Origin of the sequence: Streptomyces sp. CB03238 (assembly GCF_002099185.1) — a bacterium.
Classification (GTDB): domain Bacteria; phylum Actinomycetota; class Actinomycetes; order Streptomycetales; family Streptomycetaceae; genus Streptomyces.
This window is the reverse complement of the sequence record NZ_NBCN01000022.1, coordinates 90,041-101,925: the sequence shown is the minus strand read 5'-3', so window position 1 is coordinate 101,925 and position 11,885 is coordinate 90,041. Positions and strand designations below refer to the sequence as shown.

The 11,885-nt window shown below is 73.0% G+C and carries 9 protein-coding genes and 4 pseudogenes; 11 read left to right on the top strand and 2 right to left on the bottom strand.

The genetic code is table 11. From position 1 onward, the window contains the following. From BKD26_RS31065 to BKD26_RS31035, 7 genes are all read left to right on the top strand, one after another. Window positions 1-852: an alpha/beta hydrolase gene (locus tag BKD26_RS31065; RefSeq protein ID WP_084905183.1), complete on the top strand. Its 852-nt coding sequence runs from the start codon at window positions 1-3 to the stop codon at window positions 850-852. Then, entirely contained in the window at window positions 849-2,015 is a 1,167-nt protein-coding gene (locus BKD26_RS31060; RefSeq protein WP_084905180.1) for a nucleotide disphospho-sugar-binding domain-containing protein, read from the top strand. Before BKD26_RS31065 ends, BKD26_RS31060 begins: the two co-directional genes overlap by 4 nt. Then, window positions 2,012-3,871 carry a class I SAM-dependent methyltransferase gene (locus tag BKD26_RS31055; protein ID WP_084905178.1) on the top strand — a complete coding sequence of 620 codons (1,860 nt, stop codon included), beginning with the start codon at window positions 2,012-2,014 and terminating at the stop codon, window positions 3,869-3,871. Before BKD26_RS31060 ends, BKD26_RS31055 begins: the two co-directional genes overlap by 4 nt. 4 nt (window positions 3,872-3,875) lie before the next feature. After that, complete coding sequence (locus BKD26_RS31050) at window positions 3,876-4,760, top strand: galactokinase (RefSeq protein ID WP_241518930.1); 885 nt, start codon at window positions 3,876-3,878, stop codon at window positions 4,758-4,760. 38 nt (window positions 4,761-4,798) lie between these two features. Next, complete coding sequence (locus BKD26_RS31045) at window positions 4,799-6,010, top strand: alkaline phosphatase family protein (protein ID WP_084905176.1); 1,212 nt, start codon at window positions 4,799-4,801, stop codon at window positions 6,008-6,010. 172 nt (window positions 6,011-6,182) lie between these two features. Continuing rightward, a complete protein-coding gene (locus BKD26_RS31040) occupies window positions 6,183-7,355 on the top strand; it encodes an MFS transporter (protein WP_241518936.1) in 1,173 nt (390 codons plus the stop codon). Then, complete coding sequence (locus tag BKD26_RS31035; RefSeq protein ID WP_084905172.1) at window positions 7,352-8,368, top strand: TolB-like translocation protein; 1,017 nt, start codon at window positions 7,352-7,354, stop codon at window positions 8,366-8,368. Before BKD26_RS31040 ends, BKD26_RS31035 begins: the two co-directional genes overlap by 4 nt. Window positions 8,369-8,703: 335 nt before the next feature. On the opposite strand, the gene BKD26_RS31030 is transcribed toward BKD26_RS31035, so the two are convergent. Next, window positions 8,704-9,099, bottom strand: a complete 396-nt coding sequence (locus BKD26_RS31030) for a RidA family protein (RefSeq protein WP_084905170.1) — start codon at window positions 9,097-9,099, stop codon at window positions 8,704-8,706. Between the two features lie 136 nt (window positions 9,100-9,235). Between BKD26_RS31030 and BKD26_RS31025 the strand changes: the two are divergent. Further along, window positions 9,236-10,204, top strand: a pseudogene (locus BKD26_RS31025) (WYL domain-containing protein); the annotation flags it as partial. Continuing rightward, window positions 10,181-10,648 (top strand): annotated as a pseudogene (locus tag BKD26_RS41690) (transposase); the annotation flags it as partial. The pseudogenes BKD26_RS31025 and BKD26_RS41690, both read left to right, overlap by 24 nt. A 13-nt stretch (window positions 10,649-10,661) precedes the next feature. Here BKD26_RS41690 and BKD26_RS41685 read toward each other — a convergent pair. Beyond that, window positions 10,662-10,838 (bottom strand): annotated as a pseudogene (locus BKD26_RS41685) (IS5/IS1182 family transposase); the annotation flags it as partial. A gap of 35 nt (window positions 10,839-10,873) precedes the next feature. On the opposite strand from BKD26_RS41685, the gene BKD26_RS31020 reads away from it, so the two are divergent. Further along, window positions 10,874-11,350 (top strand): hypothetical protein, encoded by a 477-nt coding sequence (locus BKD26_RS31020; RefSeq protein ID WP_084905166.1) that lies wholly within the window; start codon window positions 10,874-10,876, stop codon window positions 11,348-11,350. Window positions 11,351-11,513: 163 nt separating this feature from the next. After that, window positions 11,514-11,624, top strand: a pseudogene (locus BKD26_RS31015) (LacI family DNA-binding transcriptional regulator); the annotation flags it as partial. Window positions 11,625-11,885: the final 261 nt, after the last annotated feature.

Below are 11,885 nucleotides of genomic sequence, written 5' to 3'. Positions count from 1 at the left end.
ATGGCCGACATCCTCGCGAACGCACTCCGCTTCCACGTCCACCGGCTGCCCGCCGTGCCCGCCGTGCCCGCCGTGCCCGGCGTACCCGGCGACGGAGCGGGCCGGACCGTCGTGTTCCTGCACGGCCTGGTCGTCGACAACCTCTCCAGCTTCTACTGCACTCTCGCCGTCCCCGCCGCGCAGGCCGGGCACGACGTCGTGCTGTACGACCTGCGCGGCCACGGCCGCACCGAGCGCCCGCCCACCGGATACGACACGGCCACCGCCGTACGCGACCTGACGGCCCTGCTCGCCGCCCTCGGCCTCGACGAACGCCCCGTGCATCTCGTGGGCAACAGCTACGGCGGCACAGTGGCGCTGCACACCGCGCTCGCGCATCCCGACCTCGTCGCCGGGCTCGTCCTGATCGAGCCGCCGCTGAGCGGGCCATGGCTCGAGAACATGCTCGACACGCTGTCCGTCGCCGCCCTCGCCCTCGAGGGCAGCGAGGTGCCGCGGGAACTCGCCTCGCTGGGTGCGCGCAAGGCCGCCCGGCTGACCGCCACGGCCGACGCGCTGCTCAACCGCACCAGTCTGATCGACGACATCGCGGTGAGCCGGCCCTTGAGGCCCGAGGACTTCGCCCGGGTGCGCTGTCCAGTGCTCGCCGTCTGCGGGGAGCACTCCGAACTCGTCCCCGGCGCCCGGGAGCTGGCCCGCCACGCGCCCCGGTGCACGGTCCGCGTCCTGCCGGGCCTGGGCCACGACGTCCTGCAGGGCGGCACCGAAGAAGTCCGGCGGGCGGTGCTGGACCACCTGGCCGAGGCCGCGCGGCAGCAGGCGGACCAGGCGACGGAGGCGGTGCCGGTATGAAGGCGCTGTTCGTCGTCCCGCCGCTCGCCGGGCACGTCAACCCCACCCTCGCCGTCGCCGCCGAACTGGCCGAGCGCGGGCACGGCGTCGCCTGGACCGGCCCCGCCGAGGTCCTGCCCCGCCTGCTGCCCACCGGCGCCACGCTCCTCCCCTCCGGCGACAGGGCGGGCAGCCGGGGATACGGCACGCTGCACGAGCAGTGGCGCGACCTGCGCGGCGTCGCCGCCCTGCGCTTCCTGTGGGAGGAGGCGATCGTCCCGCTCGCCCACGCCATGCTGCCCGGCGTGGAGGAGGCGGTCGACGCGTACGCCCCCGATGTGCTGGTCGTCGACCAGCAGGCGCTTGCGGGAGCGGTGGTCGCCCGCCGGCGTGGGCTGCCGTGGGTGACGTCCGCGTCGACGTCGGCGGAGTTCACGCGGCCGTTCGACGGGTTCCCGAGGGTGGGGGAGTGGGTGGCGGACCGGATCGCCGGGCTGCTCGCGGCCTGCGGGGCGCCGGCGGGCTGGGATCCGCGCTTCTCGGACCGCCTGGTCCTGGTCTTCTCCAGCCCCGAACTGGTCGGCGCCGACGGGACGTACCCCCCGCATTACGCGTTCGTCGGACCCGCCCTCGGCGCCCGCCCGTCCGACGGCTCGGCCTTTCCCTGGCACCGGCTGGATCCCGTACGGCGCCGGGTGCTCGTCTCGCTCGGCACGCTCAACCGGGAGGCCGGCGGACGGTTCTACGCGACGGTCCTGCGGGCCGTCGAACCGCTGGCCGACCGCGTGCAGGCGATCCTGGTCGCGCCCGCCGAGGCAGCCGGCGAGGTGCCGGACCACGTCCTGCACCAGGAGTACGTCCCTCAGCTCGCGCTGCTGCCGCACCTCGACGCCGTCGTCTGCCACGGCGGCCACAACACCGTCTGCGAGGCGCTCGCCCACGGACTGCCGCTCGTCGTCGCGCCGATCCGCGACGACCAGCCGATCGTCGCCCAGCAGGTGGTGGCGGCCGGAGCGGGGGTCCGCGTGCGGTTCGGCAGGCCACGCGCGGGCGAGCTCCGCGACGCGCTCGACGCCGTACTCGACGACCCCGCCCACCGCCACGCCGCCCGCCGCGTCCAGGCGTCCTTCGCCGCCGCCGGCGGCGCCGCGGCAGCGGCCGACCGGTTGGAGAAGCTGCTGTGACCCCTCCCCGTACGCACGTCCCCTGGGCAGCCGCCGCCGCACTGGCCGGGCTGACCGCCGGCACCGCGCGCGCCCGCCGCAGACTGGCCGCCCTGCCGGTCCTGGACCCCGGCGCCCTCCCCAACAGCACGCCCCGCACCACCTGGCACCTGATCAGCGCCCGCGGGGTCGACGTCGACGACGCCACCCTGCGCGCCGCCGTCGCGCACGCGGAACGGACCGGCCTGCAGGTCCTCGACCTGATCCCGGGCCGCCTCGACACGGAACGGGCCCTCAGCCTCCTCCGCCTCCTCGACGCCGACGCCTCCCGCCTCGTCCGCACCGCCGAGGCCCGCGGCGCCGGGCACGCCGTACTCGTCGACGAGGACGTCCGGCGCCGATCCGGAACCGAGACCGGCACCGCCCTCGCCACCGCCGAACTCCACACTCTCCTCAAGCGTTTGAAGGAGTACGCCCCCGCCGCGACCGGCGTCGCCATCGCCCCCCGCCTGGCCGCCCCTGCTCCCGACCCCGCCCTGCGGGCCGCGGAGCTCCGCGCGCAAGGACTGCCCCCTGCCCTCGTCACCGCCGCCCAACTGGCCGGACTCGCCCTGCTCCTGCGCGCCACCGCCACGGACCGGCGGTGGGGCGCCGCGGCCGCCGCCCTCTACTGCCTCCAGCCCGCCCTCGTCCTCGGCGGCCCCGGCAGCCCGCTGCGCCCGGCCGACCTGCCCCGCGCCACGGCCGCCCGGCCACTGCGCTCCCTCGGCGCCGCACTCCGTACCGCCGCGAGCGTCCGCCCGAGCCCCGGACCGCCCCCCGAACTGGAGGCGCTGCGGCCGTACTACGCCACCGAGCTGAAAGCAGGCACCGACCGGTTCTTCGAACCCCGCCGCCCCGACTGCCCCTGGTGCGGCTCCGACCGCCTCTCCGTACGCACCAGCGTCCCCGACCTGTTCCAGGGCAAGCCGGGCCGGTTCACCCTCGAACAGTGCGGCGACTGCGGGCACGTCTTCCAGAACCCCCGCCTCACCCTCGACGGCCTCGACTTCTACTACCGCGACTTCTACGACGGCCTCGGCGACGGCGGCGCCGAGACGGTGTTCGGCAGGATGAGCCGCTCGTACCACGACCGCGCCGCCATGCTGAAGCCCTTCGGGACCCCGGCCGCCTGGCTCGACGTGGGCACCGGCCACGGCCACTTCTGCGACCGGGCGCGCGACGTCTGGCCCGACACCCGCTTCGACGGCCTCGACATGGCGGGCGCCGTGCGCGAGGCGGAGGCACGCGGCTGGGTCACCGCCGCCCACCACGGCCAGTTCCCCGAGCTCGCCCCCGGGCTCGTCGGCCGCTACGACACCCTCAGCATGTACCACTACCTGGAGCACACCCGCGACCCGCTCGCCGAACTCGACGCGGCCGCCGAAGTGCTGCCCCCCGGCGGCCATCTGCTCATCGAGCTGCCCGACCCCACCTCGCGCCTCGCGCGTCTGCTGGGCCCGCACTGGCTCCCCTGGTTCCAGCCCCAGCACCAGCACCTCATCCCGGCCGCCAACCTCCGCCGCGCGCTGGCCGACCGCGGCTTCACCGTCCTGGCCGAGGAACACGGCCGGGCCCACCAGTCCTGTGACTTCTTCGGCGCCGTCCTCCTCACCGCCAACCGGCTCGCCCCCAACCCGTACCGCCCCTGGGGCCCCGGCGACGCCACCCCGGCGCGGCGCGCGGCCCGCGCCCTCGTGCAGACCGCCGCGCTGCCCTGCTACGCCGTCGCCGCCGCCCTGGACACCGCGCGCACGGCCGTGGCCCGCGCCACCGACGGCGGCAACGCCTACCGCCTGATCGCCCGCAGGAACCCCGCCGATCCGGAAGCGGGGTGAACACGTGCTGGACATCGCGCGCCGCCACACCGCCGACCCGCTCTTCCGGCTGGTCGCCTACGCCCTCGAATCGGCGCACGACCGCCCCCCGGCCACGGTGTGGAGCGCCCCGCACGCCGTCCGCCTCGGCTGCCCGGACGTGGTCGCCGCCGTCGGCTGGCCCGTGGCCGCCGCCGCGGCGCCCCGCGACGACGGCCTGGTACGGCTCAGCTCCCTCGCCCACCCCGCGCAGAGCTGCGAACTCCCGCTGACCGGCCCGCCCCGGCCCCACCCCGAGTGGGCCGCCCGCACCTACGCCCTGCTGCGCGCCATGGCGTGTGTCGGGTACGGGCGGGGCGGCGTCGACCTGCACATACACTCCACGCTGACCGCCGCGGCCGGGCTGTCCAGCGCCGAGCCGCTGGAGTGCGCCGTGGCGCTCGCGGTCGCCGACCTGCACGCCCGCGCCCCGCAGTCCGGACGCGTCAGGCCCCGCCCGCCACGCGGCCGGCTGGCCGCCCTCGCCCGGATGGCCGCGCCCCACGGCGACGAGGCGCTGCGCGAGGCCGTGCTGTTCGCCCGACCCGGCAGGGCTCTGCACCTGGACGGCGGCGGCAGGCGCCGTATCCCCTTCGACCCCGCCCGGCACGGATCGAAGCTCGTGCTGCTGGTGGCCCGTGGCGACGACCCCGACGACATCACGCGCGCGATGAAGGGCGCCCTGCGCACGGGCGCCTCGGCCGCCTGGTGGCCCGGCCGGGAACCGGGGCACAGCGTCCTGCTGCTCCTTCCGCAGGACCGGACGACGAGCGTGCGTACCACCGTGGCCGAGGAGTTCCGCACCCGGGGACGGCCCGTACCGCGCTTCGTGAACATCACCGTGGCGGGCGCGGCCCGCCGCGAGGAGTGATGAGGAACGAGAAACGAGAGGAACAAGGAGGAACACCCATGGAACCGAGAGCCTCAGCGGACCGGACACCGATCCGCGCCGCCCGGAGGTGGCGGGCGGCCGCCGCCGGGATCTTCAGCACCCTCGCCCTGGTCACCGCCATCGGCGTGTCCGATTCGACGGCAGCCGAACCCGGCGGCGCGGCGCGGGCCGCCGCGCTGCCGAGCTACGACCACGTCGTGGTCGTCGTCTTCGAGAACAAGCAGTACGGCGAGATCATCGGCAGCGCCAACGCGCCCTACATCAACCAGCTCGCCAACGCGGGCGCCAGCCTGACCGCGATGAAGGCGCTGACCCACCCCAGCCAGCCCAACTACTTCAACCTCTTCTCCGGCGCCACCCAGGGCATCACCGGCGACGGCTGCTACGTACCGCAGTCCATGACCGCCGCCAACCTGGGGCAGGAGCTGATCGCCGCCGGCAAGACCTTCGCGACGTACAACGAGGACCTGCCGAACGAGGGCTCCACCGTCTGCACCAGCGGGCAGTACGCGCAGAAGCACAACCCCTGGTTCGCCTTCAAGAACGTGCCGCTCAACACCGGCAAGACGTGGGCGCAGTTCCCGAGGAGTGACTTCAGCCAGTTGCCCCACCTGTCGTTCGTCGTCCCCAACCAGTGCAACGACATGCACTCCTGCCCGGTCGGCACGGGTGACACCTGGCTGAAGAACAACCTCGACCCGTACGCCCAGTGGGCCAAGGCCAACAACAGCCTGCTGGTCCTCACCTGGGACGAGGACAACTTCCTCGGCTCCAACCAGATCGCCACCGTCTTCTCCGGCGCCCATGTCAAGCAGGGCAGGTACGGCAGCGCGTACAACCACTACAACCTGCTGCGCACCTTCGAGGACCTGTTCGGCACCACCCATGCCGGCAACGCGGCGACCGCCACCCCCATCAGCGAGGTCTTCGGCGACGGCACGACCCCGCCGCCGCCTCCGCCGGGCGGGGACCTGAAGGTGACCGACCCGGGCGCCCGGACCTGCGCGTTCAACCAGAGCTGCACGGTCCAGATCACCGCGACCGGCGGCAAGGCACCCCTCAAGTACGCCGCGACCGGCCTGCCGTTCGGCCTCTCCATCGACGCCGCGACCGGCCGCATCACCGGCAAACCCTGGCAGGTGGGCACCCTCCGGGTCACGGCCACGGTCACCGACTCCACCGGGGCCTCTGCCGCCGCCGCCTTCCCCCTGACCGTCAACTGGTTCTGATCAAGCATCAGTTCCAGGAGAGGAGGCACCTGTGTATCTGTCGGCCGGCCGGGCCGCCGACACCGCGGCGGGCGTACGCCACCCTCGGCCGCGCCCGCCGCGCGGCACTCCAGGCCGCCGCCGTCGTGGCCTTCGTCGTGGTCTTCGCCGTCCCGCGGTCGCCGGAAACGTCATCACCCTGGGCGCGGTCAGCCTCGTCACGGACGTTTCCGCCGAGATGGTCACCGCCCTCCTGCCGCTCTACCTCGTCGTCGGCCTCGGCATGTCCCCGCTCGCCTTCGGAGCCCTGGACGGCCTTTACCAGGGCGCGTCCGTCCTGTCCCGGCTGGTCGGCGGCCACCTCGCCGACCGCGCCCGCCGCCGCAAACTCGTCGCGGGCACCGGATACGCCCTGTCCGCCGGGTGCAAACTCGCCCTGCTCGCCGCCACGACGCCCTGGGCGGTGGGCGCCGTCCTCGCCGCCGACCGCACCGGCAAGGGCCTGCGCACCGCGCCGCGCGACGCCCTCATCTCGCTGTCCAGCCCGGACGATGAACAGGGCCGCGCCTTCGGAGTGCACCGGGCCATGGACACCACGGGTGCGCTGCTCGGCCCGCTCGTCGCCGTCGCCGTGCTGTGGGCCGCGCACGACGGCTACGACGCCGTCTTCGTGGTGAGCTTCTGCGCCGCGGCACTCGGCGTGGTGCTGCTCATGCTCTTCGTACGGGAACACTCCACGGAACGGTCCGCGGCACTGGAGCGCAGTAGGCAGCCGCGGAGACAGCGGGACGCCCTGCGTACGCTGCTCCGCACCGCCGGCCTGCCGCGGCTGTGTCTGATCGCTGGGCTGCTCGGCGTGGTCACCGTGAGCGACTCGTTCCTCTATCTCCTGCTGCAACGCCGCCTCGACCTGCCCGCCCCCTATTTCCCCCTGCTGCCCGTCGGCGCGGCCGCCGGTTTCCTGCTGCTGGCCGTCCCGCTGGGCCGGCTGGCCGACCGGATCGGCCGCCGCCTGGTCTTCCTCGCCGGGCACGGCGCGCTGCTCACCGCGTACGCCCTGCTGCTCACCCCCTGGGCGGGCGGGCCGATCACCGCCGCCTTCGTACTCATCCTGCTCGGCGCGTTCTACGCGGCCACCGACGGCGTCCTGATGGCCGCCGCGGGGCCGCTGCCGCCGCCGGAGCTGAAGGCGAGCGGCCTGGCGCTGGTGCAGACGGCCGGGGCCCTGGCCCGCTTCGCGGGCTCCCTCCTCTTCGGCGCGGCATGGATGTACCTCGGGCCCGACGGCGCGCTGACCGCGGCCGCCGCCGGTCTGGCCCTCGCCCTGGCCGTTGTCGCCATCCTCCACCGACGGAGTCCCGCATGAGCACCAGGGCTCGGCTGCTCGTCCTCGTTCTCGCCACGGCGGTGCTGGCCGCGGTCGCCGCCGTAGCCACCCTGCGGGCTGCCGACCGCGCGACCGAACGCGAGCGCGCCCGGCCCGGCGACCCGGTCGCCGCGGCCGGCGCCGTGACGCTGCACCGGCCGGGCAGGCTGCTCTTCCGCAACCTCGCCTGGGGGCCGCAGCGCGACCGCGTCTCCTCCGTGCCGCTGGCCGGCACCGCCGGGGTCCGCACCTCCGCACCCGTCGACTGCCTGCGTTTCCACGCGGCGGCCGGCACGGGCATCTGCCTCCGGGCCGTCGACGGGGTGCTCCCGGGTCACGAAGCCGTGCTCCTGGACGCGCGGTTGCGGCCCGTGCGCACGTTCCCGGTGCCGGGCACGCCCACCCGCGCCCGGGTGTCGCCCAGCGGACGGCTGGTGGCGTGGACGGTGTTCGTCGGCGGAGACTCGTACGCGGCCGGCGCCTTCTCCACCCGCACCGCCCTCTACGACACGCGCACCCGCACCCTCCACCCGAACCTGGAGGAATTCACCGTCCTCAAGGAGGGACGGCGACAGCGGGCCGCCGACCACAACTTCTGGGGTGTCACCTTCGCCACCGACGACAACCGCTTCTACGCCACCCTCGCCACCGGCGGCCGTACCCACCTGGTCGAGGGCGACCTGTCCCGGCGTACCGTGCGCACCCTGCGCGAGAACGTCGAGTGCCCCTCCCTCTCCCCGGACGGCACTCGCGTCGCCTTCAAGAAGCGCCTCCCCGGGACGCCGACCGCCGCCCCCTGGCGCCTCCACGTCCTGTACCTGCGGACCGGCCGGGAGACGGCGGTCGCCGAGACCAGAAGCGTCGACGACCAGGTCCTGTGGCTGAACGACCACACCCTTCTCTACGCCCTGCCCGGCGACTTCGGCGCCGACCTCTGGTCGGCCCGCGCGGACGGCCGGGGTGCACCACGAATGACCGTGAAGTCCGCGACGTCTCCGGCCCTGATCCCTTGACCCCGGTCCCACCCGACTCAACTCGCCCCACGCCCACCACCGTCCGGACCGCCGACCGTGTGAGTCGGCGTCAGAACGGGCGCGCTCGACCGCCCCTGTCGGCCGGTCCGCGAGGGCGGTGTCCGTCTCGGTGGTGAGCCGGGGGGGTGATGCGCCGCTCGACGTAGGCGGCCACGGCGGCGGCCACGCGGAGCGCTCGCTGCCGAATCCACCTGGAGCACGATGCGTGTGCTTGCTGTCCTCGCCGCCGTGGCTCTTGCAGGACGCATGGTCTGAGCAGCCTGCTCCTCGTGCCGGTTCAACCGGCACGAGGAGCAGGGTCGGCGAAGGTCGCATCAGGCGACGGCGGTCCCCTCCAACTCGACCATCTGGCCGGGGATCGCCAGCCGCGTCACCCCGAGCATCGTGGTGGTCGGCGCCACCCCGGCGGCGCCCAACCGCGCCGCCAGCACGCCGTAGTGCTGGAAAAGCAGATCGACGTCGGTCGTGTAGACGTTGAGCCGGACGAGGTTCGCGAGAGACATGCCGGCCTTGCCGAGCACGGCCTCCACGTTGTCGATGCTCAGCGCCAACTGTGCCGCCATGTCACCGTCATGCTGGGGCTTGCCGTCCACGCTCATCGCGGTCTGCCCCGAGATGTACAGGGTCCGGGTGTGCCCGGAGACGACCTCGCCCTGGTTGAAACCCAGCTCCGCCGACCACGTCACCGGGTTGACCGCCGTTCGCTCCACTGCCACATCAGCTCCATTCGATTCATCGGGAGTACGCACGTCCATCGGCTCGGTAGCCGCCAGGTTTGACGTCGCGTCAACGAGCCTCCCAACAAATCACGACACCCTCAGTCATGTATTCCGATAAAGTGTTCGCATGCGCGCCGACCGGTTGGTCTCTCTGGTGCTGCTGCTGCGTCAGCGCGGTCGGCTGACAGCGGACACGCTGGCCCGCGAGCTGGACGTATCCACCCGCACCGTGCTGCGTGACATCGAGGCGCTGTCCGCAGCTGGCGTCCCGGTCTACGCCGAACGCGGCAGGCACGGCGGTTTCGCGCTGCTGCCCGGTTTCCGGACCGAGCTCACCGGACTGAACCACGACGAGACCCTCGCCCTGCTGACCGCCGGATCGGGGCGCGGCGAGCAGGTATTCGGCCTCGGCTCGGCGCTCGCTTCGGCCATGCGAAAAGTGGTCGACGCGCTGCCCGAAAGCCACCGGGCCTCCGCGAGCGACGCGGCCCAGCGATTTCTCGTCGACCCGGAGACCGACCTGCTCTCACGCCGGCTGATCACCGATGAGGTACCGGACACCACAATGATCGAGGTCAGGCGCGCGGTGCTCGCCGGACACAAGCTGCGCATCCACTACGCGGCCATGGGCCAGACGCCACAGTGGCGCACGGTGGACCCGATCGGCCTGGTCACCGTACGCGACCGGGGCTACTTGCTGGCCACGAGATCTGGCGCGGACCGCACCTACCGGCTGTCGCGGGTGTTGGCCGCCGAGGAGCTCCCCGAAACGGCACAGCGACCAAACCGGGCCGATCTGGACCGGATCTGGAGGGAACGCTCCGCGCGGTTTCTCTCCGGCGGCGACCACATCACCGTGCTGGTACGGGTGGACCCGGCGCGGCGAGAGGACCTGTTGGACACCGCGCTGGCCGTCCGTGCAGAAGAACCCGACGCAGACGGCTGGCTACGGCTGGAGGTGACCTTCCAGGATTCACGACACGCCGAATGGGCGCTGTGGCAGCTCAGCACGGACGCGGAAGCCCTGGCCCCGCAGTCCTTGCGCACCTCCCTGCGCAACCGTGCCGCCGCGATTGCCACCCGCTACGGAGACTCGTCGCTGCCGCCCCGTCCACCGCGGCGCCGGTGATGCCCGGGGCGGTTGCCGGTGGACGATCGGGCTGCCCAGCGGGACTGGGCTGAAGCGGACGTCTGGCCCCGCCTGCACGCGGTCCTTCTGACGGAGCTCCGGCGGGCCGGCCTTGTGGACCTGGCCGACGGCGGCGGTCGATGGCTCACACGTGAGGGTCTTGAAAGGGAGGCTCACACCGGACCTTCGCCGGTTGACCGAGCCCGGCACCGGCCAGGCGGCTGTTCGCCGACCATGGTCACGACTCGACAAGTACCGCCGGCTTCTCCGTGCAGGGGGCATCACACCGAAGATCGCCCGCAACGCCACAGCACACGGCCCGGCCTGGGAAAGACCCACTGGGTCGTCGAGCAGACCTTCGCCTGGCTCCACCAGTTCACGCGACTGCGGATCCGCTACGAGATACGAGCCGGCCGTTCCGTCCACTGGCCACAAGCCACACCCGGTCCTCCAACGGCAGGCTCCACGGCCGGGGCCCTTGCGGGCCCGATCCGCTCCCCTCGCGCAGTAACACCGGGATCGTCATGCAGAACTGACGTGGGCTCAGTCCGGTAAGCGGGGCTGCCGAGGACGGCTCGGGTGCCGTGACCACACCAGCCACGACGGGGTCGTCTCAAAGATCGACGCTATGGAAAGATGATGGTCATGGCAGGTCAGGTCTGGGTGTCACTCATATCGTTGGGCGGCGTTGTCCTCGGCGGCGTGTTGTCCTACCTCGTCCAGCACAGGACTCAGCGATCAGCGGAACGTGCCGAACAGCAACGGCAGCGGATCGCCTTGTCGGAGACGCGGCGCGCGGAACGGCTGGCGCTGCTGGAGCGGTTCATCGAGGTCTCGGCAGAGGCGGAACGCTGCGCCTATACCCGGCCGTCCGAGTGGGAGGACACCGATGACTGGTACGTCACCACCCAGGACGTCATGAACAGGCTGTGGGTCGCGGATCGGCTCCTGCGCATCCAGTTCCCCCTGACCGTGCATGACGCCGCACACGCGCACTTCCTCGACCTCAACAGGACCGTGTGGCACGGCTTGCCCGACGGTGAGAGCGTGCGGGACTACCTGGAGGGCAACCGGTCGACGTTTCTCGACGCGGCCCGCGAGGTCATGGGGTAGCCCACCGCGCTTTGCGTGGTGCGCCCGAGGGGCACGTACCTTCCCGCCGCGTCTTCGTCGTCATCCGGTCTCGCTCCCCACCGCACCCCTTGTCGCCTGCCTGTGTGATCGTTTCCAATCCCTCCTGGAATCGATTACACGGCTCACCAGGGGTGGTCCCGGCGTGGCGGGCATCAAGGATGTCGCGGCCGAGGCGGGAATGTTCGTCGCCACGGTGTCGCGGGTGCTCAACAGTCATCCGTCCGTCAGCCCCGAGGCGCGGGCCCGTGTCCTGGTCGGCGCTGGCAGCCGTCCTGGAGCGCCGAACTCGTCGAGATCCTGTCCGTCCTGCGCCACCTCACCGAACAGGAGCCGGCACAGACCTGTCTGCTCACGCGGGTGCTGGAGGGGCCGCTCATCGACGTGGCGGAGCTGACCCGCAGGGGAATCCTGGAGCCGGTGGTGCAGGCACAGGGGCCGCGCCCGCCGGTCGATCCGGAAACGGTGCTGCCGGGCCTGGCCGACGTCGACGGTCGGCAGCCACCGCCCGTCCAGC

What these genes read in the sequence shown, in the direction of transcription:
- BKD26_RS31065 (WP_084905183.1), top strand. Translation starts at nt 1, where the DNA reads ATGGCCGACATCCTCGCGAACGCACTCCGCTTCCACGTCCACCGGCTG.
- BKD26_RS31060 (WP_084905180.1), top strand. Translation starts at nt 849, where the DNA reads ATGAAGGCGCTGTTCGTCGTCCCGCCGCTCGCCGGGCACGTCAACCCC.
- BKD26_RS31045 (WP_084905176.1), top strand. Translation starts at nt 4,799, where the DNA reads ATGGAACCGAGAGCCTCAGCGGACCGGACACCGATCCGCGCCGCCCGG.
- BKD26_RS31035 (WP_084905172.1), top strand. Translation starts at nt 7,352, where the DNA reads ATGAGCACCAGGGCTCGGCTGCTCGTCCTCGTTCTCGCCACGGCGGTG.
- BKD26_RS31020 (WP_084905166.1), top strand. Translation starts at nt 10,874, where the DNA reads ATGATGGTCATGGCAGGTCAGGTCTGGGTGTCACTCATATCGTTGGGC.